Genomic DNA, 21,294 nt, shown 5'->3' with positions numbered 1-21,294 from the left:
TGGGGCGCCACATCCGGGCGCCGCGTCAGGTGTCGCACTGTACATATGAATCACACTGTTGACGGATCAAGGCCAGCGCGAGACTTCTGACTTCTGTACGATCGCGCACGGAATGCGAAGTGCAGGGCCGGTGCAATGTGCCGGCGCCGACCGGTGGCTGGACCGGTGGCTGCTCAGGGGGGACACCCATGGACGTCAAGCGATTCTTCCGCATTGCCAGCTCCGCGCTGGTGGCCTTCATCGTGTTCGTGGTGCTCGCCGTGGGCAGTACGTACTGGTGGGGCGGACGCAAGCTCGTCCGCACGGTGGAAGTGCCCGCGCTGCAGCCAGTGGCTTTTCCCACCGATGCCGTGGCGATTGCCCACGGACGCTATCTCTACGAATCGCGCGGCTGCATGGAGTGCCACGGCGCCAATGGTGCGGGCAAACAGGTGTTCGATGAAGCCAACGGCTTCCGGGTGCGCGCGCCCGACATCACGCGCGCCAATCCCGCCATCGACAAATATCGCCCCGAGGACTGGGACCGTGCCATCCGCCACGGTGTGGCCCCCTCCGGCCGGCCGCTGCTGGTCATGCCGAGCGAGGACTACAACCGGTTGTCCAACGAGGATTTTGGCGCGCTCGTGGCCTATGTCCGCAGCCTGCCGCCCGCGTCCGGACAGCCCGGCGACATGCATCTGCCCTGGTTCGTGCAGGGTATGTACGGCGCGGGCGTGATCAAGGACGCCGCCGAGAAGATCGACCACAGCCTGCCACCCGCGCCCGCCGTCACGGCGGCGGTCAACGCCCAGTACGGCGCCTACGTGGCGGAGTCCTGCAAGGGGTGCCATGGCGCCGCGCTGCGCGGCGGGCATATCCCCGGCGCGCCTCCCGACTGGCCACCGGCGGCTGACCTGCAACCGGGCGGCGCGATGAAGGCGTATCCGCAGGCAGACCAGTTCGTGACGATGATGCGCACTGGCAAGCGGCCCGATGGCACCGACGTCAGTCGCGTGATGCCGTTCGGCGCTTTCGCCAAAATGAACGACACCGACCTCAACGCGCTATATCTGTTCCTGACAGCGAAATAATCACGCATATGGTGCGAAGTACATAAAGTCTGTGTGCCTGCGCACGCATTTCATATTTGCACTATGCTCCACGGGTTTGCCGCTCGGGCCAGGGATTGCCATAGGCCGGTAGCGGGCGGCAGGCAGCGAACAAACATGGGCCACGTACCCAAGGAGCACCCCCCAAATGACGACCCTCACCCTCAACGGCAAGACCGTGGAGGTGGACGCCGATCCGTCCACGCCACTGCTGTGGGCACTGCGCGACAACCTCGGCATGACCGGCACCAAGTTCGGTTGCGGCATGGCCGCCTGCGGCGCCTGCACGGTCCATATCAACGGGCAGGCCACGCGTAGCTGCGTGATGCCGATCTCGGCCACGGCCGGCAGCAAGATCCAGACGATTGAAAGCATGGGCGACGACAAGGTCGGCAAGGCCGTGCTCGCCGCTTGGCTCAAGCACGATGTGGCGCAGTGCGGCTATTGCCAGAACGGCCAGGTCATGAGCGCCGTGGGCCTGCTGCGTACCAAGCCGCGCCCGACCGATGCCGATATCGACCAGGCCATGGCCGGCAACGTCTGCCGCTGCGGCACCTATCAACGGATTCGCGCGGCCATCAAGGATGCCGCGCGCGCCATCGCCTGAGGGGATTGCCATGCGTATTCGAGGCATTGAAGCCCTGGCGGGCGGTAGCGGTGCGCCGGAACAACCGGCGCAGGACACACAGGCAGCAGGCGCGTTGTCGCGCCGCAGCTTCCTGAAGCTGTCGGGACTCGCGGGCGGTGGGTTTGCGCTGGGCATTGCCGGCGTGGCAGGCAGCGCGCAGGCGCAGGGCGCGGCCAAGGCCGTGCCCGCGCCGCAGGCGTTCCTGCGCATCGCGCCGGACAACATGGTGACGATTGCGGTGAACCGGCTGGAGTTTGGGCAGGGTGTGCATACGGCGTTGCCGATGGCGCTGGCCGAGGAGTTGGATGTCGACTGGAAGAACGTGGCGAGCGTGCTGGCCCCGGCTGGCGACGCTTACAAGGACCCCGCGTTCGGTATCCAGATGACGGGTGGCTCCACCGCGCTGAACCATTCGTTCACGCAGTACCGCGAACTGGGCGCACGAGCACGGGCCATGCTGATCACGGCCGCGGCGCAGAAGTGGAAGGTCGACCCGGCCAGTTGCACCGCGCAACTGGGCGTGGTCACCTCCGGCAGCAATCGCGCGACGTACGGCGAACTGGCTGCGGCCGCCATGGAGCTGCCTGTGCCAAAGGAGGTCAAGCTCAAGGACCCGGCGCAGTTCCGCATCGTCGGCAAGCCGACAGCACGCCTGGACGCCGCGTCCAAGCTGCATGGCGACGGCGTGTTCGGCATGGATGTGAGCCTCAAGGGCATGAAGGTGGCCGTGGTGGCCCGCCCGCCGCGCTTTGGCGGCAAGGTGAAGTCGTTCAACGCCGACAAGGCACGCAAGATCAAGGGCGTGGCCGATGTGCTGCTGGTCGACGTGGATCGTGGCGGTACGGGCGTGGCGGTGATCGCCGACGGCTACTGGCCGGCCAAGACTGCACGCGAGGCGCTGGAGATTGTCTGGGAAGACGCGGGCTCCACAGTCAGCACTGCCGCGCTGTTCGATCAGTACAGCAAGCTGTCCACGCAGCCGGGCATCATGGCCCGGCCGTTCGAAGGCGGCAGCATCGATTCGGCGCTGGCCGGCGCGGCCAAGGTGATCGACGCCGAATACCGCGTGCCGTACCTGGCCCACGCGCCAATGGAGCCGTTGAACTGCACGCTGCAGCCCGAGGTGGCTGGCAAGCAGATCAACGCCGTCAAGGTGTGGGTGGGCTCGCAGTTCCAGACCATCGACCAGGGCGCCATCGCGCGCACGCTGAAGCTCGCGCCCGAGAAGGTCACGCTGAACACGATGATGGCCGGTGGCGGTTTCGGACGCCGCGCCGTGCCGACGTCTGACTACCTCGTCGAAGCGGCCAACGTGCTGCGCGTGTGGGTCGCCAGCGGACACACGGAACCCGTCAAGGTGATGTGGAGCCGCGAGGACGACATCAAGGGCGGCTACTACCGTCCGCTGCACGTGCATCGTGCCCGCATCGGCGTGGACGCGCAAGGCAAGGTGGTGGGCTGGCAGCACACGATCGTCGGCCAGTCGATCATCACCGGCACGCCGTTCGAGCCGATGATGGTCAAGAACGGTGTCGATGCCACGATGACCGAGGGTATCGTCGAGAACGACTACGACGTGCCGCTGCAGGTGCAGGTGCATCACCCCAAGGTGGATGTGCCGGTGCTCTGGTGGCGCTCGGTGGGTAACACGCATACGGCGTTCGTCAAGGAAACGCTGGCTGACGAAATGGCCACCGCCGCGAAGAAGGACCCCGTGGCATGGCGTATGGCGCAACTCGACGAGAAGAAGCACGCGCGTCACCGTGCGGCGCTGCAACTGGCCGTGGACCGCTCGGGCTATGGCAAGAAGAAACTGCCGAAGGGACACGCCTGGGGTGTGGCCGTGCATGAATCGTTCGGCTCGGTGGTGGCGTACGTGGTGGACGTGTCGCTGGTGAAAGGCGAGCCGCGCGTGCATCGCGTGACGGCCGGCGTGCATGCCAACCGCGTCGTCAATCCGCTGGGCGCCGAGGCGCAGATCCAGGGCGGATGCATCTTCGGCCTGGCCATGACTCGCCCGGGGTTTGCCATCGAGATCGAGAATGGCGCGGTCAAGAACAGCAACTTCCCTGATTATCCGCCGCCCCGCATGCCGGACGCACCCATGGTGGATGTGTTCTTCGTGCCGTCCGACGACAACCCGACCGGGCTTGGCGAACCGGGCACGCCCGGCATTGCCCCGGCCGTGGCCAACGCGCTGTTCCGTCTCACGGGCAAGCGCCAGCGCCAGTTGCCGTTCGTGCTGACCTGATTGTCGGTTCGCGCAGGCAATAAGGAAGGACCCCGCCTCGCGCGGGGTCTTTTCTTTGCTGCTTCGGAATTATCTGAACCAACGCCGCCAGCCGGGCTCGGCGGGCGGGTGGGACGCACTGTCCCAGCCAGGCTCGGACAGCGATGGCGATGACGGTAGCGATTCGAGAATGTGTTCGCGCAGGCCGGCGGGCGCTCGGTAGTAGGTGGCGGCGTGCTGCACGGCATGCCGCAGCGACTGGAGGCGGCGCAGCGTGTCGACGCAACTGTCGCAGTCTTCCAGATGCCGCTCCAGCCGCACGCTGTCGGCTGCGCCCGCCTCGCCGTCGGCGGTGGCTCGCAGCAGGTGGCGTGCCTCAATGCAATCCATGACGGGACTCTCCGACGGGTGGAATGTTGCGTATCAAGGCGACGGTTGCCGCCAGCAGGCGCCGGCCATGGTCCAGGCGCGACGCCACCTGATCCACGGGAATATCGACGATCCGTGCGATGTCGTGGTAGTGCAAGCCTTCGAGCTCGCGCAGGACCAGTACCTCGCGGCATGCCACGGGCAGGCGTTCGAGCGCGGCATTGACAAGGGGGATGTCCTCGTCGCGGAGGAGCCATTGCGTGGCGTCATCGGGGGTGTCGGGCGCCCAGGCGTTGTCGGCGTGGCGCGGCGCAGGATATCGGGACTGCCAGGTGGCGTGGACGATGGCCAACAGCCAGGGGCGGGGCTGAGCCGCACGGGCACTACCAAACAGGGGGCAGGCGCGTGCAAGGGCTTCCTGCACCACGACACTGGCGTCTTCGTCGTTGCCGCACAACCACCGGGCAAGGTTGTGGGCGGCGTCCAGATGCGGCAGCAACTGGGTCTCGAAACGTTGGCGTGGGTTGGCAGCGTCCATTCAGTCCCTTGAGAGTACTGGCGCCAGACGATTCTATGCCGGGACCGGCATCGCGCCAACGGGGTAGACCCGGAGAGCGTGGACAGAGCGTTGCCGTGGCGATACGGCCCTCGAATCACCGTCTTTTTCAGGCATACGATGCCGGCCCGGTGGGGCATCATCCGATGACTGATCAGATTTTTCGGGGAGAGAGCGGATGGACACCCAGGAAAGCACCCTGGCCCTCGCGTTGCTGACGGTGCCCGCGCGCGCCGCTATCTGTCGTGCCTTGCTCGAAGCCGGCGACGATGGCCTGCCGGCCATGGCGCTGGTGGAGGTCTCGGGTCTGACCCACAAGCATGCGGCCCACTGTTTCCAGGAAATGGTGCAGGCCGACCTGCTGGCGCTGGTCGTCCGCGAGCGCCAGGTCTGCTACGTGCTCAAGGCCAGGCGCGCCGTGCGCGAAGCACTGGGCTATATCGACAGCAGCGGCCTGGACTGACTTTCCCTCCCGCCCCGACCCCGATTCGACCCCGTACTGGTGACCCGGTACGGGGTTTTTTCATGTCAAAGGCGGTGAATTTGCGTGAGTGCGGGTAAACCCCCATTCAGTCCGCGTCTTGAAAAGGAAATACCCCGTCCCTATAATTAGCACTCGCTGGGGGAGAGTGCTAACAACCGGTTAGTCACACCTCTGCGGTAGACCCAAACCCGGATGGCCGTTGAAGATGACGGCCATTTTGTGAATCAAAACTCACTTTTTTGTATTTAGGAGTCCGTATGAACCTGCGTCCTCTGCACGACCGTGTGATCGTGAAGCGTCTGGACAATGAAACCAAGACCGCGTCCGGCATCGTGATTCCCGACAATGCAGCCGAGAAGCCGGATCAAGGCGAAGTCCTGGCCGTTGGCCCGGGCAAGAAGGATGACAAGGGCAACAACATTGTGCTCGACGTCAAGGTGGGTGACCGCGTGCTGTTCGGCAAGTATGCCGGCCAGGGCGTGAAGGTGGATGGCCAGGAACTGCTGGTCATGCGCGAAGAAGACATCATGGCCGTCGTCAACAAGTAATTGACGCAAGCCTGACCGCATCACACCAGATTCCCTGACCGTCCCCACCATGACCGCGGGACGGTCTTCCCAGATTCGGAGATTCAAGACATGGCAGCAAAAGACGTAGTGTTCGGCGACGCCGCACGTGCCAAGATGGTCGAAGGCGTGAACATTCTCGCCAACGCAGTGAAGGTGACCCTGGGCCCGAAGGGCCGCAACGTGGTGCTGGAGCGCAGCTTCGGTGGCCCGACCGTGACCAAGGACGGCGTGTCCGTGGCCAAGGAAATCGAACTGAAGGACAAGCTGCAGAACATGGGCGCGCAGATGGTCAAGGAAGTGGCTTCCAAGACCAGCGACAACGCCGGTGACGGTACCACCACCGCAACCGTGCTGGCCCAGTCGATCGTCCGCGAAGGCATGAAGTTCGTGGCCGCCGGCATGAACCCGATGGACCTGAAGCGCGGCATCGACAAGGCCGTGGCCTCGGCCGTGGAAGAGCTGAAGAAGCTGAGCAAGCCGACCACGACCAGCAAGGAAATCGCCCAGGTTGGCGCGATCTCGGCAAACAGCGACGCCTCGATTGGCGAGCGCATTGCTGAAGCCATGGACAAGGTTGGCAAGGAAGGCGTCATCACCGTCGAAGACGGCAAGTCGCTGGCCGACGAGTTGGAAGTCGTGGAAGGCATGCAGTTCGACCGCGGCTACCTGTCGCCGTACTTCATCAACAACCCGGAAAAGCAGGTTGTTGCCCTGGACAACCCGTTCGTCCTGCTGTTCGACAAGAAGGTCTCGAACATCCGTGACCTGCTGCCGGTGCTGGAACAAGTCGCCAAGGCTGGCCGCCCGCTGCTGATCATCGCTGAAGACGTGGAAGGCGAAGCCCTGGCCACGCTGGTGGTGAACAACATCCGTGGCATCCTGAAGACCGCCGCCGTCAAGGCTCCGGGCTTCGGCGACCGCCGCAAGGCCATGCTGGAAGACATCGCCATCCTGACGGGCGGCACGGTGATCGCCGAGGAAATCGGTCTGACGCTGGAAAAGGCTACCCTGCAAGACCTGGGTCAAGCCAAGCGCATCGAGATCGGCAAGGAAAACACGATCATCATCGACGGCGCCGGCGACGGCTCGGCCATCGAAGGCCGTGTGAAGCAGATCCGCGCCCAGATCGAGGAAGCCACCTCGGACTACGACCGTGAAAAGCTGCAAGAACGCGTGGCCAAGCTGGCTGGCGGTGTTGCCGTGATCAAGGTTGGCGCTGCCACCGAAGTCGAAATGAAGGAAAAGAAGGCCCGCGTGGAAGATGCGCTGCACGCTACGCGCGCTGCCGTGGAAGAAGGCATTGTTCCTGGCGGTGGCGTGGCCCTGCTGCGCGCACGTGCTGCCATCTCGAACCTGACGGGTGCCAACCCGGACCAGAACGCCGGCATCAAGATCGTGCTGCGCGCCATGGAAGAGCCGCTGCGCCAGATCGTGCTGAACGCTGGTGAAGAAGCTTCGGTCGTGGTGGCCAAGGTCATCGAAGGCAAGGGTAACTACGGTTACAACGCGGCTTCGGGCGAGTACGGCGACCTGGTGGAAATGGGCGTGCTGGATCCGACCAAGGTGACCCGCACCGCGCTGCAGAACGCCGCTTCGGTGGCTTCGCTGATGCTGACGACCGACTGCGCCGTGGCGGAAACCGCCAAGGAAGAATCGGCGCCGGCAATGCCGGGCGGCATGGGTGGCATGGGCGGCATGGACGGCATGATGTAAATCGCGCCGGACTGCCAGGCCAACCCGCCTGACTGTCGAAAAAACCCCCGAGGGCGTGAGCCCTCGGGGGTTTTTGTTTTTTGCTCTCGGATCGCTTGCTTTTGATTTTCTCCCCTCTCCCTTTGGGAGAGGGGTGGGGGAGAGGGCGGGCAGTTCAAATGGCTACAAGGCGGCAAGCAGAACCTCTGGCCCTCTCCCCCAACCCCTCTCCCGCAAGCGGGAGAGGGGAGCAAACCAAGGGCGGAGGGAGGGCTCGTCAAACCTCCACCACCTTCCCCCAATCGAACACCGGATTCTCCGGCTGCCCCGTCCGCCGCGAGATATACCCGCGTGGGTTGCAGACCACGCGCGAATCCTCGATCCAGTAGTCGAAGCTGGTATGCGTGTGCCCGTGAATCCAGACGTCGGCCTGTGCCACAAGGTCGGGGCGGCGGGAGATGAAGCCGGCGGAGACGATGTCGTGCGCGTAGCGGGCATCGAGGCTGCCCAGGTCCGGGCCGTGGTGCGTGACGACCACGGTCTTGCCGTCGAACGGTTGCGCTAGCACGTCGGCCAGCCAGGTGGTGGCGGCGTGGTGGCGGGCCAGTGCGTCGGCAGGTGTGAAGCCGCGATGCGAGCCATCGGCATCGGTCGTGGCGATCAGGCGATGGTCCACCATCACCCGGGCGCAGGCTTCCATGGCCTCGTCCGCGCGGTTCTCGCCGTAGAGGCAGTAGTCGGTCCACCAGGTCGTGCCGACAATTCGCACGCGCTGGCCGTCGGGTTCGGCAAATTCCGCCACGGTGCCGTTGAGTAGCGTCACGTTGCCGGCCTCGGCGGCGCCTTCGGCCATCAACTGGTCCACCGTATCGAACGCGCTTTCGTAGTACTCGTGGTTGCCTGGGATGTAGAGCACGGGCACGTCGAAAGTGCGTGCGGCCCAGTCGATGCCGTCGCGGCCGTTGGCGATGTCGCCGGCCAGGATGACGAGGTCGGCCGCGCAGTCAGGCACGGGCTCGGACGGATTGTGTTCGACGTGAATGTCGCTGAGGACGCGCAGCTTCATGCAGGCTCCGGTTGTGGGGTGGCTGCGGTCGATTCTTCGAAAAAAAAGCGGCCCGGTCAAGGACCGAGCCGCAAAAGGAGCCAGGGGGGCCTCATGGCGCGTCATGGATACGCGCCGCAAGGGGCCACCATTGCCTGGGGCACTGGCGGGCCGCCGGCTCCATTCGGGGTCACTTCGCCAGGCGGGGCGGGACGTAGGCGCCGTAGTAGGGGCCTACGCCACCGCCGCTGTTGGTCACGGGCGCCCCACCCACGAAATGGCCTTGTACATACTTGCCTGACCCGCCCACAGCGGTCTCGATGTAGAACGCCGCGAACGCGACGATGGACATTTGCCCATTGGTCTGGAAGCCGGTGTTGGTGGGGTCCGACACGACGGGAATGATCACGGTCTTTCCCGTCAGCTCGCTGGCCACTTCGCCGAACAGGTTCGTCTTGGTGCCGGTCTGCACCCACACCTTGTCGCCGATCTTCATGGCTGGGCTGGGCGTATTGCCATTGATGATGTTCTTGGTGGCGGAGTCGCTATTCGTATTCGAGAAGAACGTGGTCCACTGGCCGGATTCGCATGGGCCGTAGTGATAGCTCGATCCGATCTTGAAACTCGTGGTGAGTGGCTGCCCCGTGGTGGGATTGAAGAACTGGCTGTAGAGGCAGGACGAGATCACCATGGGCAGCGGTGTAGCGCCCGCCAGCAGCGCGCCCGGTGCGGATACCACCGCCACGGCGGTGGCCGAAGTGCTGGCCGCAGATCCGCCAAAGACCTGCGCGAGCAGCATGGCCACGGGGCCGCCGTTGCTGCCCGCGCCGCGGCTGATCGTGACCTGGACGGCTGGCGCGTCGTTGGAAGTTGGCACGATGGTCTGCGCCTGCAGCGTGGCAGGCGAGCCGGCCAGGTTCCAGTAGCCGGCCTGTACAGCGCCCGTGCTAAGGGTCACGCCCGCCGCCTTGTTGAGTCCGATGGCCGATGTGCCGTTGCTGACCGCGTTGGTCCACTGCGGCGCAGGCGTGGCTGGGTAGAGCTTTGCCGCGCCCGCGAGTGCCGCGGCATCCGCGGCATTCTGCAGTTCGTTGCGCACCACCACGAGATGACCCACGTCGATGGCGATGGCACCGATCGACAGGATCGTGATCATCATGAAAGGCATCATGATGCCAATGGCGCCGCGTTGCCGACGAGGGCGGGACGATATGTTGGTTGGGCGATGTGTCATCACTGGCCTCCCTCGGGGTGCATGCCCGCTACTCGCAGAGCATGGTGGTCGATGCATTGATCGTGATCGGACCCGTGAACGGCCGGATCAGGGGACCCAGCAGCAGGCCATTGAAGTTGTAGGCCACCTGTACGGTGAGTGGCGTGCCGGTGGTGCTGCATGCCGTCACCGTGCCAGGGTAGGTGCAGGTGGCAGAGGCGCCGTAGGCCACGAGCTTGTTCTGGCAATAGTTCGTGGCTACCTGCTTGATCTGCGTGCTGGTCATTGCGGGCGTGCGCAGGATCACGCCGGCACGCGCCGCCTCGCGGCTGGCGTTGGTGATCACGGCCTTGTCGTATAGCGCGGTACCGAACTCGATCGCGCCGAACACGATGAACATCAGCAGCGGGAAGATCAGGGCGAATTCCACGGCTGCGGCTCCCCGGGCGCGTTGGCCGGAGGCAGCAGGGCGAGAGCGGGTGCGATGGCGCATGATGGTCTCCTTCGGATGGGGCGGAAGACTGGGGCGTGCCTATTGATTCGCCACCGAACGCAGTGCCGTGATGACCTGGATGGCGGCTGGTCCAAGCAGCACCACGAACAGCGACGGAAAGATGCAGAAGATCAGCGGGAAGAGGATCTTGGTGCCGATCTTTGCGGCGCGCTCCTCGGCCAGCATGTGGCGGCGCGTGCGGAGCATGTCCGAATGCACACGCAGCGAATCCGCCACGCTGGTGCCGAAGCGGTCGGCCTGGATCAGCATCGCCACGAGCATGCTCACGTCTTCCACGCCGGTGCGCGAGGCCAGGTTCCGCATGGCTTTCTCGCGCGGCAGGCCGGCACGCAACTCCAGCGTGAGAAGTTCGTATTCCTCGGCCATTGCGGGGCGCGCGCTGCGCATTTCCTCCACCACGCGCAGCACGGCCGCATCGAGACCCAGGCCAGCCTCCACGCAGACCATGATGAGGTCCAGGCTGTCGGGAAACGATTCGAAGATCTCGCGCTGGCGCCTGCGCACCTTGTGGCGCAGCACCAGGTCGGGCAGGTAGAACCCTGCCACGGCTGCGGCAAACATTGCCAGTGGCAGCTTGGCCTGCTGCGCGGGGTCGAGGTGCCCGGACAGCAGGACCCACATGACCAGGGGCAGGCCGGTCACAAGCAGCGTTTTCAGTGCGAAGTACACGGCCATGGCTTCCGGCTGGCGCCATCCTGCGTGGATGAAGCGCGTGCGCAGCGCGGAGTTTTCCCATCCCTCCTTCGGCAGCGATATCCGGGCGAGCGGACGGGCCAGCTTTTCGGCCTGGCGTAGCCAGCCCCTTTGTGGCGACGGCATTTCCACACCCGGTATCTCGCGATGGATCTGCCCCACGCGGCGCTGCACTGCACTGGGCCTTAGCAGCGCCATTGCCACGCAGGACACGCCGAAGACGATGACAAAGGTGGCCGTGAGCAGGAGGATGGTGGTCATGGGCATGATGGTCCGGGCTGGCGCCCGCCTCGGTTGCTGGCTGTCTCAGACATGAATCCGCACGATCTGGCGCATCCACACGATGCCCACGCAGGTCATGGCGATGGCCGCCCACAGCATTCGGATGCCGGCCGGATCGGTCCACAGCGTGGAAATCAGGTCAGGGTTGATCTGGTACACCAGGACGCCCATGACCAGCGGCAGCAGGGTCAGGATGACGCCGCCGAGACGCCCCTCGGCCGACAGCACGCGCACCTTGTCCAGCAGTTGCAGCCGCTTGCGGATCAGGGCGCCCACGTTGTCGAGGATCTCGGCCAGGTTGCCGCCCGATTCGCGCTGGATCATGATCGCGATGACCAGATAGCGCAGGTCTTCCAGAGGCACGCGGTCGGTCAGGCCCGCCAGTGCGTCGCCAATCGGGATGCCGTAGTTGATCTCGCCGAACACCAGTGCCAGTTCGTTGCCGATCGGGTCGGGCAGCTCCTGGCCGGCCATGTCGAGTGCGCTCGGCAGCGAATGCCCAGCGCGTAGCGCACGGCCGATCAGGTCGGCCGCCTCGGGCAATTGTTCTTCCAGCCGTGCGAGCCGCTTGCCCCGTTTGCGCATCACGAAAAGCGTGGGCAGGCAGGCCGCGCAGATGGCGATCGGCAACAGCGCAAACGCAGGCGGGTGGAAAGGCAGGAGCATGCCGATGGCGGCCACCGCGGCAAGGCCGGTCACCGCCAGCAGTCGGCTCACGGACCAGTCAAGCCCGGACTGGAGCAGGATCAGGTCGAGCGCCTCCACGCGCGGCAGCCGACGCAGCAGCCGTGTCATGCCAGGCGAGTCGCCCAGCACGCGCTGCTTCAGGATGCCGGCATCGGCACCGTGGCTGACGCTCTTGAGCATCGCCGCTTCCACGCGATGGCTGAAGCGCCGGGCACGCTGGCTGCGCGTCTGGTTCCACCATTGCCATGCGCCAAGCGCGCCCAGCAGCAGGGCCAGGAAAAGCGAGACGGAAAATCCGACCATCGTGGCGTTCATGATCGTGCTCCTAGACTTCCTGCGTGGCAGCGGGGTCGAACAGCGTCTCAGGCAGATGAATGCCGAACGCCTGGAGCCGTTCGCAGAACTTGGGACGGACACCGGTGGCGCAGAAGTGGCCGCGGATGCGACCGTCGCGATCCACACCCTTGCGGCGGAACGTGAAGATCTCCTGCATGTTCACCACCTCGCCTTCCATGCCCGTGATCTCCTGCACGCTGACGAGTTTGCGGCGGCCATCGGTCAGGCGCGAAACCTGTACCACCACCGAGATCGCCGAGGTGACCTGCTGGCGCATGGTGCGCGTGGGCAGGTTCAGGCCGGCCATGCTGATCATGTTCTCCAGCCGCGTCAGCGCGTCGCGCGGCGTGTTGGCGTGGATGGTGGCGAGCGATCCTTCGTGGCCCGTGTTCATCGCGTGCAGCATGTCGAGTGCCTCGGCACCGCGCACTTCGCCCAGGATGATCCGGTCCGGCCGCATCCGCAGTGCGTTGCGTACCAGCGCCCGCTGCGTAATCTCGCCGCGTCCCTCGATATTGGCGGGCCGCGTTTCGAGCCGCAGTACGTGGTTCTGGCGCAATTGCAGTTCGGCCGCATCCTCGATCGTCACGATGCGCTCGTCGGCAGGAATGAAGCCGGAGAGAATATTGAGCAGCGTGGTCTTGCCGCTACCCGTGCCGCCCGAGATCAGTACGTTGAGCTTGGCGCGCACCATGGCGTCGAGCAACTGCGCCATCTGCGGCGTCAGCGTGCATAGCTCGACGAGGTCCTTGATCTGTAGCGGATTGACCGAGAAGCGACGGATCGAGAGCAGCGGGCCGTCGATGGCGGATGGCGGGATGATGGCGTTGATGCGCGAGCCGTCGGGCAGCCGGGCATCCACCATGGGGCTGGACTCGTCGATGCGCCGGCCCATGCGCGACACCATTTTCTCGATCACGCGCAGCAGGTGGGCGTCATCGAGAAACGTGACGTCCGTGAGTTCGAGCTTGCCATGCCGCTCCACATAGACATGCCGGGCCGTGTTGACGAGGATGTCCGAGATCGTGGGATCGGCCAGCAGCGGCTCCAGCGGGCCGTAGCCGAGCATCTCGTCCTGCACGTCGGAGACCAGGCGGCGGCGCTCGGCTTCGTTGACCGGGTGATTGCCCTCGTCGATGATCCGCTCCACCAGTTGCGCCAGTTCGCGCTTGACTTGTTCGGGCGTGAGCTGCTGCAGCCGCGCCAGTTCCACACGGTCGACGATGGTCTGGTGGATCTCCATCGCCAGTTGCTGGTAGGCCTGGCTGACCGCGCCGGCGCCGTTTGCCTTGGCCACGCGCGGCGGCAGCGCCTCGCCGGCCTGCTGAAAGAGTTGTTCTCGCAAAGACATGATGGGCTCCAGGCAGGGGGGGTCAGGCGCGCGCCGGGGCGGCTACCTGCGGACCATGGCCGAACAGCTTGCGCAGCAGGCTGTCGCGCTGCGGCGCAGTATCGGGAAACAGCTCGCCGACCATGTCGCCGAGCGCGCGGGTCAGTGCAGCTTTCGGCGCCACCTGTAGCAGCGGCAGGCCCTGATTGCTGGCATCGCGCACGGGCACGGTGTCGTTGGGCAGCACATGGGCAAAGCGCATGCCGAAGGCGTTTTCCATCGTCCGGAGATCGAGTGGGGCGTGCTTGTCCTGGCGGTTGAGCACCAGGCGCAGACGGTCGGCGTGATAGCCGAGCGAGCGGCAGATCTCAAGCAGCCGGTGACCGCCGCGCAGGTGCGAGAGGCTCGGCTGCAGCACTGGATAGATCAGGTTGCTGTGATCGAGCACGACGATGGATGCCGGATTGATGTCCTGCCCCACATCCAGCACCACGGCGTCGTATTGCTGCCGCGCGATGGTGAGCAGTCGTTCAAGATGGGCCGCCTTGATCTCGCCAGCCTTGACCGGATCGCCGGCGGCGGGCAGCACGTCGAAGCCTGGGCAGACATGCGTCACGCAGGCATCGAGCAAGGCAGCGTCGAGCCGGTCGATCTGGCGGCACACTTCGGCGAGCGTGGCGGGCGGCGTCTGGTCCGTCAGCACGAACGCAGCGTCGCCGTACTGCTGGCTCAGGTCCACCATCAGCACGCGTTTCTGATGGCGGACCGCCAGCAGGTGCGCGGTGTTGGCGGCGATGAACGTGGTGCCGCTGCCGCCCTTGCACGACAGGAAGGCCAGTACCTGCCCCTCGGCGCGGCCGTTGCTGAGTGCGTGGCTCGTGCAGCGCAGGAGTTCATCGCGGAATTCGCCGGGCTCGGGCGGCCATGGCAGCACGCCCTGTACACCCGCACGCATGGCGCGCATCAGGAGATCGGCGGAGGCGTGGCCGGTCAGCAACATACACAGCGTGCCGGGCGCGTCGGTGCGCAGGCGGCGCAGCTGGGACAGATCGTCCGCGCTGAAGTCCGGGGCGGCCAGGATCAGCAGGTCGGTGCCGAGCGTGAGGCCGGGTTGCGCCAGCGCCAGCGTCGGCGCGGCCAGCATACGTTGCACCACATGGTTGGCGGACTGCGTGATGAGTCCGGCAACGTGCTGCAACTGCGATTCTTCGGCGGAGACAACGACGATCTTTGCCATGGCTCGCTCCCTGTAAGGATGACGAAAAGGGGCTTCAGCGGCCCATGCTGTTGAGGCCGCTGCTACCGCCGCCGTTCGCGGAGCCGACGCCGACCGTATAGCCATTGGCATCGCCCTGGGGCGCGCGGAACGACCCGTTGTAGCGGTCCATCGCCGCCGTGGCGGTGCGCCCGTCGACACTGGCGCCGGGGTTGGCGGGATTGCTGGCGTCGGGGTTCAGCGTCTGCATGGCGCGCACGGTGCGCACGGCATCGCCGAACTGCTTGTCGTAGAGCGGGGTCGAGGCCATGCAGCCGCCGAGGCTCGCAAGCACTGGCAGGAAGGCCGCGAAGGTGGCCGCGAGCAGGGCCGGGCGGAACAGGTTGTGGACGATCATGATGAGCTCCTGAAACGGGTTGGCGGTGGCGGGCGACTCAGCGATCCGACCGCGCCGGGATATCGGTGGCGGCCAGCGTGGCGTTGCCGCCAGCCGGTGCCTGCGTGAGCGGTGCCGGTGCGGAGCCGGGTGCGGGCATTGGCGCAGGCATCGATGTCGGGGCGGTAGCGGGCGATGCGCCGGGCATCGGTGCTGGCATGGCTGCCGGTGCCGTGGCGGGGCGAACCGGGTGGCCTTCCATGTTGCCGTTGATGTAGACCTCGCCGGGGCGAACCGGCCCGAAGGTGTCGGTCGGCATCGGATAGGACTGCGGCAGCGGCTTCACCAGGCGCGGCGTCACGACGAACATCAGTTCGGTGCGGTCCTGCTGGAAGTTCGTGCTGCGCATCAGCGCGCCCACCACCGGCAGCTCGCCCACGCCCGGCAGCGCCTTCAGGCTGCCGGTGATGTTGTTCTTGATGAGGCCGCCGATTGCGAAGCTCTGACCGTCGTACACCTGCAGCGTGGTGGAGGCCCGCCGCGTGTTGATGAGCGGCAGGATCGTGGCGCCGGACACATTCGGCGCGGTGAGCGCCACACCCGTCGGGGAGAGTTCCGATACCTCGGGCGCCACTTTCAGGTTGATGCGGCCGTTCTCCATCACCGTGGGCGTAAAGCGCAGGCCCACACCGAAGGTTTCTTCCTGGAGGATGATCGTCGTGGTATTGCCGCCGAAGCTCTGCGGGACGGGGATGAAGACCTTGCCGCCCGCCAGGAAGCTGGCCTCCTGTCCGCTGATTGCCATCAGGTTTGGCTCGGCAAGGATCTTGACGAGTCCGTCGCCGCGTTGCGCATCGAGCGCGAACTGCAACGGCAGGTTGTTGTTCTTGCTGAAGGTGATCAGGTCCGGCGCGCCCGAGGACAGGAAGTTGGCAAGCAGGCCGAAGTTCCAGCTTCCGAATGCCCCCGCGAGGTTGGCCGCCGAGCCCATCTGGTCGATCAGCGTCTTGGAAACCTCGGCCACCTTGACTTCGAGCATGACCTGCTGCGGCGCCTCGACCACCATCATGTTGATGATGCGCGGGCTGCGTATCGGCATGCCGGCCGTGGCCGGGTTCACGAGTTGTGCGATCGGCGTTTGCTGCGCCGCCGCCGGGGCCTGCTGGGTTTGCGTAGGGCCGCGCGTTTGCCGGACCACGAACGCGTTGGCGATGTCGAGCACCTTCTGCGCCTGCACGGCGTCGGCCACGGTGCCGGTCAGTACGAGACTGTCTGCAGCCGACGATACCTTGACGCGGCTTGCCTCGGGCAGCAACTGGCGCAGCGTGGCCTGCAACCCGCCAGGGTCTGCGCCCACGATGACATCGATCACGCTGCACGATCCGCTGCGGCCCTGCACGATCATGTTGGTCGTACCCACCTCCTGGCCCAGTACGTAGAGCGTCTGCGGCGAGACCAGCATGGCTTGCGCGACGTGCGGATTGCCGAGCGAGCGGTTTCGCACAGCTTCGGGCATCTCGATCATTGTGGACTTGCCGACGGCCACCGCTACCTCGCGGCGGTCGCGCACGGCGCCCGTGCAGTTCGGTCCGCGTGCCGCCGCCGCTGCCGATGCCTGCTGGGCGCGCTGGGCTGCGGCGGCGTCGCCGACGGGCTGTTGCGCCACAAGCTGGACTGGCACGCCGGCGCTGCTGGCGGCGGCAATGGCCGCCTCGATGGCCGCCTGGCCGTAGGTTTTGCCGCTGGCCACGGCGGCCAGCGCCGCGAGTGCCAGGATCGAGATGTGCAGGCGCGTGCCGGCAGCGCGCGGCAAGCCGCGGCCTGTGAGGTTGCTTTCCATGATGTTCCCCCGGTGGTTCGCCGTTTTCGGGAGCAGTGTCCGGTGTGGCCTGCTTCCTCTGGTCAACGGGTGCCGTTGTAGTGGTGGTTCAGAAGCATTCCTGGTTGTGCTGGGTGCCGTTGATCACGCCCACGCAGTTGCCAGGCTTGCGCTCGGCCATCTGGCGCACGGTCACGGTCCGGATCGACGGGGCAGCCACGGCCACGACGGGCACCTTGAGCAGGGAATCCTTGGTGGCACCCGCCGTCTCGGCAGGACGCGGGTCTACCTGGTTGCGCAACACCAGGGAGAGGTTGCCCACGCTGCGCGCCAGGTCGATCTTCTCGGCTTCCTCGGGCGTGACTTCCAGCGTGACCGCATTCACGACCTTCGGCTTGGTCTCGTCGCGATTGACCTCTTGCGCCACGGCCAGCACCAGGATCTTCTCGAGCACGATCTTCGAAATCGACTGCTCGCCTTTCTCCGCGTGGCTGGCGCTGGGCTTGCCGTCCTTGTCGCGCTGCGTATTGACGATGATGTCGACGAAACTGCCCGGCAATGCAAAACCGGCCACGCCGACTACATCGTTCACACGTACGGTGATGGCGCGCTTGCCGCTGGCGATGACGGCAGAGAGTCCGCCCTTGGTACCCACCGGCGTGAGCTTGGATTCAAGGATCGGCTCGCCGCGCGTGAGGCTGGCCTTGGTGACGCGGCCGTCGAGCAGGTGCGCGTCGTTGACCACGCCGGGCGGCAGGCTGGCCGAAGGCCAGTCCACCAGCCGGATGGATTCGGCGGTGATCTGCTGGCCCAGGTCGATGTCGGCATTGGCGACAGCCACCTTGGTAATGCCGCTGGCGCCTTGCTGCATGAGCCAGCGGGAGGCCAGTACCACGGCGGTCAGTCCGGCAACGGTGGCGATCAGCAGCATGAACAGGATGCGGAGGTTCTTCATGATGGTCTCCGTTCAGAACAGGAAGGTGCGGCGGGCCCGCACGATGCGGCAGGCTGGCGGCGTGACGGGGCGGCCGGCTGGCCTGCCGCGCAACGGTGCCCGGCGGGCGCCAACGCTATGCCGCGCGGCGGTCTGCTGTACGGCGTTTCTGTGGCGATGTGGCGCTGCGCAGGGCCGGGCCGACCCCTGTTGCGCATGTGTGCGGCTGCTGTCTGGCATGGCCGTCTCCCGTTCCCGCCAACGTCCGGGCTGTGCCGGCATCGGCCTTGTACTTCGTTCTTGCGCACGGACGTTGCCGTGCGATTGCGCTCCGCGCCGGCAGGTGCCGGTTCAGAGCACCTCCCACTTCACCAGCAAGACGCCCGCCGCAATGGCAATCGCGTAGGGCAGCCGTGCTGTGGCAGAACTGCCGGCCTCGCTGGCCGGATCGATGCGTGCGGCGGTGGTGGCGGTGCGTCCGAAAGGCAATGCCATCAGCAGCGAACCCAGCGCGGTCAGCGCCTGCCGCGAAGGCCGATGCAGCAACATCGCCGCGAGTGCCAGCAAGCCACCGACCAGAAAGCTCGCCAGCGCGGCGTGTGCGGCGCCAAGTGGGCCCAGGAAGGCGCCCGCCGCCCCCATCAACTTCACGTCGCCGGCCCCCAGGCCGCCGAAGAGATAGATGGCCAGGAACAGTCCCATCCCCGTCGCCAGGCCGCCTATCCACTGCCAGGCGCCGGCAGTGAAGCCCAACGCCGCGATCTGGAAGCCCAGGGCGGCCACGAGTCCGGCAGCCACAAGGGCGTTCGGAATGCGGCGCGAGTGGGCATCGCTTACCGCCGCCACGACGACCATCGCGGCCAGGCCCAGGTTGGCAAGTGCGGCGAATGTGATCATGGCGGTTCCCCCGGTCAGGCGGTCGTTGTCAGCCGTGCGTCGGCACGATGGCCGGGCATGGCGTGGAAATCTGTGCTGGGTGGCGGACCGGCCCGCTGGCGCGTCGGGCCGGCCCTGCCTGCGGCGGCTGGCTCAGGCGCCCTGCAGGCCGGCGACGATGTTGCCCCAGATGCCGCCCACGGCAGCTTTCACGTCGCCGCCGAAGCCCACCATCACCAGGGCCACGAAGGCGAGCAGAAGGGCATATTCCACGCCCGCTGCGCCGTCTTCTTCACGAACAAAACGCTTGATTCCATCGAACATGGCTTTCATGTCCTTCTCCTTGACGTCATGGTTTTGGAAAAAAGCGCCCGCTGGAGGTCGGGCACAAGGTTTCGGCCGATGATGCTGACCGAGGCCAAACCGCAAAGCTGTCACTGACGTGGCGTCTGTGCGATTCCACCTGGCTCAGGCGATGCGTTTCCGGAAACAATCCGGTTGCACATCTTCGCCCGATGTCAGGCCGCTTCCGGCGGCACCAACATCCCGAGTGGGCGCCGTGGTCCGATCCGTCCTGCTCTCCAGGGATCGTTCCACGCCTGAATGCGCTGCAACTGCTGGCGGTCGGGCCTGTTGCCGGCCTTCTACGCCTCGGGGGGCACTGCAGCGTGCCGCCCCTGTTTCGCTCCCTCGATCTGACCGTCTGGTCCGATCACCCGTCCCACTTGTTGTGTTCGGTCTGTGTGCCCTGGCTCCCTCTGCTGCGGAACCTGCTGGCCTGCCGTGGTTGCAGGGCATTGAGCGACGAACGTGCCACTGTCGCCAAGTCATTGATTTTTAAAGGGGTGAGGGTTTGGCGATGCGTCGTGGACGAAACTGTGTAACTGAATGTTTCGAAACGCGAGCGTGATGCCCAAGGCAGAAAACGCGTAGAAACCCGCGAATTGGCTGGCAAATGTGCGGAGAAGCGTGCTTCAAACAGACGGCGCGGTATCGCAAGCGCCGCTTTGTAAGCGTTATGCAGCAAACGCTGCAGATGGCCAAAAACGTTTCATTTTTGAAGCGCCTGATACGGCATTGAAGGTGTGGCCCATCCGGGGGAGGGTACTGTCCGGCTGAGGCCTACCCCCTGAACGGATGTAGCGCGGCATGCCCAGCAGCGCGTTGCGAGCACCAGGCGGGCTACGCCACGAGCGATCTGCGCCTCATCCTTTTGAACGATGCCGATTGCAGATGGATCGTTCTGGATACCTGGCTATCGGCCTGATGGAGGAGAAATCATGCTCACCGGTGCCGGATCAAGCGATGGGCAAAATGGTTGCATTGATGAAACTTCAGGCGCTATGAGGCGGAAGTTGTTGCGAAATTGAAGTGCTTTTATGGGCCTATTTGACAGCTTCGTCATGCAATCTGTTTCAGCCGCGAGACGGCCATGTAGATTCTTCAGCCTGCGCCTTGAGCCAGGCATGGAACTGCTGGATGGCCTTTTCGCGAGGATTGCCCTCGCGCCACGTCACCCAGTAGTGCAGGCTCGACGGGATGCGTGTCTCGCCGATCTGCACAAGCTGGCCACTCGCCAGATAGTCGTTGGCCAGTTGCGCACGGGCCGTGGCCACGCCCAGCCCGGCCACGGCGGACTGAAGCATCAGCCCGGCATCCTGGAAGATCGGCCCGCGCTCGGGCTCCTCCGGCGGCAAGCCGGCCAGCAGCAGCCAGTCGCGCCATGGCCGCAGCGCAAACCGCAGCATGGGCAGGCGGGGCAGGTCGGCCAGTGTGAATCCCGGATAGCGCGCCAGCAGCGCGGGGCTGGCCACGGCGATGACATGATCCTCGATCAGGTTGTGGCATTCGAACCCGGGCAGGTCCACGCGCTGGTGCCAGATGCCGACATCGACCGAATACGGATCGGGCGGCGAGATCTCGGCATGCAGCCGCAGGTGCAGGTCGAGTTCGGGCGCCTGCGCGTGCAGGCTGGGCAAGCGGCGGATCAGCCATGCGTTGGCGAGGTCGGCCATCACGCTGACCTGGAGCCGCACCACGGGCGGGCCAGCCACGTCGCTGGCCTCGCGTAGGGCCGATTCCAGTTGGTCGAGCGCACCGCGCACCTGCTCGGCCAGCCGGGCGCCCGCGCTGGTGGGCGTCATCGTGAGCCCGGTGCGCCGGAACAGCTTGGTGCCGAGGTTGTCCTCCAGCGCGCGGATGTGATGACTGATGGCACTGTGGGTGAGCGCCAACTCTTCGGCAGCCCGTGAAAAGCTCCGGTGGCGCGCGGCAGCTTCCAGTGCCCGCAGCGCCTGAAGCGGCGGCAGGTGAGGCGGACGGGGCGGTCGGATATCGGACAAGGGCAGTGGGGGCGG

General features: G+C 65.7%; 21 protein-coding genes. 6 read left to right on the top strand and 15 right to left on the bottom strand.

Annotated elements, in window-relative coordinates:
- Positions 1-188 precede the first annotated feature (188 nt).
- The 3 genes from FFS21_RS25615 to FFS21_RS25605 all read left to right on the top strand — a co-directional run bounded on the left by FFS21_RS25615 (position 189) and on the right by FFS21_RS25605 (position 3,967).
- Entirely contained in the window at positions 189-1,070 is an 882-nt protein-coding gene (locus FFS21_RS25615; RefSeq protein ID WP_137927517.1) for a c-type cytochrome, read from the top strand.
- Positions 1,071-1,236: 166 nt separating this feature from the next.
- Complete coding sequence (locus tag FFS21_RS25610) at positions 1,237-1,695, top strand: (2Fe-2S)-binding protein (protein ID WP_137927516.1); 459 nt, start codon at positions 1,237-1,239, stop codon at positions 1,693-1,695.
- 10 nt (positions 1,696-1,705) lie between these two features.
- A complete protein-coding gene (locus FFS21_RS25605) occupies positions 1,706-3,967 on the top strand; it encodes a xanthine dehydrogenase family protein molybdopterin-binding subunit (RefSeq protein ID WP_137927515.1) in 2,262 nt (753 codons plus the stop codon).
- 69 nt (positions 3,968-4,036) lie between these two features.
- Here FFS21_RS25605 and FFS21_RS25600 read toward each other — a convergent pair whose 3' ends face one another.
- Entirely contained in the window at positions 4,037-4,336 is a 300-nt protein-coding gene (locus FFS21_RS25600; protein WP_137927514.1) for an anti-sigma factor family protein, read from the bottom strand.
- Positions 4,323-4,853, bottom strand: coding sequence for a sigma-70 family RNA polymerase sigma factor (locus FFS21_RS25595; RefSeq protein WP_137927513.1), 531 nt, complete (start codon positions 4,851-4,853; stop codon positions 4,323-4,325). Before FFS21_RS25595 ends, FFS21_RS25600 begins: the two co-directional genes overlap by 14 nt.
- Positions 4,854-5,049: 196 nt before the next feature.
- Between FFS21_RS25595 and FFS21_RS25590 the strand changes: the two genes are divergently transcribed.
- The 3 genes from FFS21_RS25590 to groL all read left to right on the top strand — a co-directional run bounded on the left by FFS21_RS25590 (position 5,050) and on the right by groL (position 7,637).
- On the top strand, positions 5,050-5,334 hold the full coding sequence (locus FFS21_RS25590) for an ArsR family transcriptional regulator (RefSeq protein ID WP_137927512.1): 285 nt from the start codon (positions 5,050-5,052) through the stop codon (positions 5,332-5,334).
- Between the two features lie 278 nt (positions 5,335-5,612).
- Positions 5,613-5,903, top strand: a complete 291-nt coding sequence (gene groES, locus FFS21_RS25585) for a co-chaperone GroES (protein WP_130390881.1) — start codon at positions 5,613-5,615, stop codon at positions 5,901-5,903.
- A gap of 90 nt (positions 5,904-5,993) precedes the next feature.
- Positions 5,994-7,637, top strand: coding sequence for a chaperonin GroEL (gene groL, locus FFS21_RS25580; protein ID WP_137927511.1), 1,644 nt, complete (start codon positions 5,994-5,996; stop codon positions 7,635-7,637).
- Between the two features lie 256 nt (positions 7,638-7,893).
- On the opposite strand, the gene FFS21_RS25570 is transcribed toward groL, so the two are convergent.
- The 13 genes from FFS21_RS25570 to FFS21_RS25510 form a co-directional block, all read right to left on the bottom strand.
- The gene (locus FFS21_RS25570) at positions 7,894-8,682 is read right to left on the bottom strand and encodes a metallophosphoesterase (RefSeq protein ID WP_137927510.1); all 789 of its coding nucleotides are present in this window, start codon (positions 8,680-8,682) and stop codon (positions 7,894-7,896) included.
- 169 nt (positions 8,683-8,851) lie between these two features.
- Positions 8,852-9,895: a pilus assembly protein TadG-related protein gene (locus tag FFS21_RS25565; protein ID WP_137927509.1), complete on the bottom strand. Its 1,044-nt coding sequence runs from the start codon at positions 9,893-9,895 to the stop codon at positions 8,852-8,854.
- 28 nt (positions 9,896-9,923) lie between these two features.
- Complete coding sequence (locus FFS21_RS25560; protein WP_137927508.1) at positions 9,924-10,367, bottom strand: TadE/TadG family type IV pilus assembly protein; 444 nt, start codon at positions 10,365-10,367, stop codon at positions 9,924-9,926.
- 39 nt (positions 10,368-10,406) lie between these two features.
- A complete protein-coding gene (locus FFS21_RS25555; RefSeq protein WP_137927507.1) occupies positions 10,407-11,348 on the bottom strand; it encodes a type II secretion system F family protein in 942 nt (313 codons plus the stop codon).
- 39 nt (positions 11,349-11,387) lie between these two features.
- Entirely contained in the window at positions 11,388-12,365 is a 978-nt protein-coding gene (locus FFS21_RS25550) for a type II secretion system F family protein (protein ID WP_137927506.1), read from the bottom strand.
- Between the two features lie 10 nt (positions 12,366-12,375).
- Complete coding sequence (locus FFS21_RS25545) at positions 12,376-13,737, bottom strand: TadA family conjugal transfer-associated ATPase (RefSeq protein ID WP_137927505.1); 1,362 nt, start codon at positions 13,735-13,737, stop codon at positions 12,376-12,378.
- Positions 13,738-13,759: 22 nt separating this feature from the next.
- Positions 13,760-14,953 (bottom strand): CpaE/TadZ family protein, encoded by a 1,194-nt coding sequence (locus FFS21_RS25540; protein ID WP_137927504.1) that lies wholly within the window; start codon positions 14,951-14,953, stop codon positions 13,760-13,762.
- 34 nt (positions 14,954-14,987) lie between these two features.
- Positions 14,988-15,329 (bottom strand): hypothetical protein, encoded by a 342-nt coding sequence (locus FFS21_RS25535; protein WP_237380036.1) that lies wholly within the window; start codon positions 15,327-15,329, stop codon positions 14,988-14,990.
- A 37-nt stretch (positions 15,330-15,366) separates the two neighbouring features.
- Entirely contained in the window at positions 15,367-17,148 is a 1,782-nt protein-coding gene (locus FFS21_RS25530; RefSeq protein ID WP_137927503.1) for a type II and III secretion system protein family protein, read from the bottom strand.
- An 88-nt stretch (positions 17,149-17,236) separates the two neighbouring features.
- Positions 17,237-18,082 carry a Flp pilus assembly protein CpaB gene (cpaB, locus tag FFS21_RS25525; RefSeq protein ID WP_137927502.1) on the bottom strand — a complete coding sequence of 282 codons (846 nt, stop codon included), beginning with the start codon at positions 18,080-18,082 and terminating at the stop codon, positions 17,237-17,239.
- A gap of 330 nt (positions 18,083-18,412) precedes the next feature.
- Positions 18,413-18,958 carry a prepilin peptidase gene (locus tag FFS21_RS25520; protein ID WP_137927501.1) on the bottom strand — a complete coding sequence of 182 codons (546 nt, stop codon included), beginning with the start codon at positions 18,956-18,958 and terminating at the stop codon, positions 18,413-18,415.
- A gap of 132 nt (positions 18,959-19,090) precedes the next feature.
- Complete coding sequence (locus FFS21_RS25515; RefSeq protein ID WP_137927500.1) at positions 19,091-19,270, bottom strand: Flp family type IVb pilin; 180 nt, start codon at positions 19,268-19,270, stop codon at positions 19,091-19,093.
- 1,082 nt (positions 19,271-20,352) lie between these two features.
- Positions 20,353-21,279, bottom strand: coding sequence for a LysR substrate-binding domain-containing protein (locus FFS21_RS25510; protein ID WP_137927499.1), 927 nt, complete (start codon positions 21,277-21,279; stop codon positions 20,353-20,355).
- Positions 21,280-21,294 lie beyond the last annotated feature (15 nt).

The sequence above is a fragment of the Cupriavidus sp. 2SB genome (assembly GCF_005503625.1).
In the GTDB taxonomy this organism is placed as follows: Bacteria; Pseudomonadota; Gammaproteobacteria; order Burkholderiales; family Burkholderiaceae; genus Cupriavidus.
The sequence above is the reverse complement of the archived record's forward strand: the minus strand, read 5'-3'. Positions and strand labels throughout refer to the sequence as shown.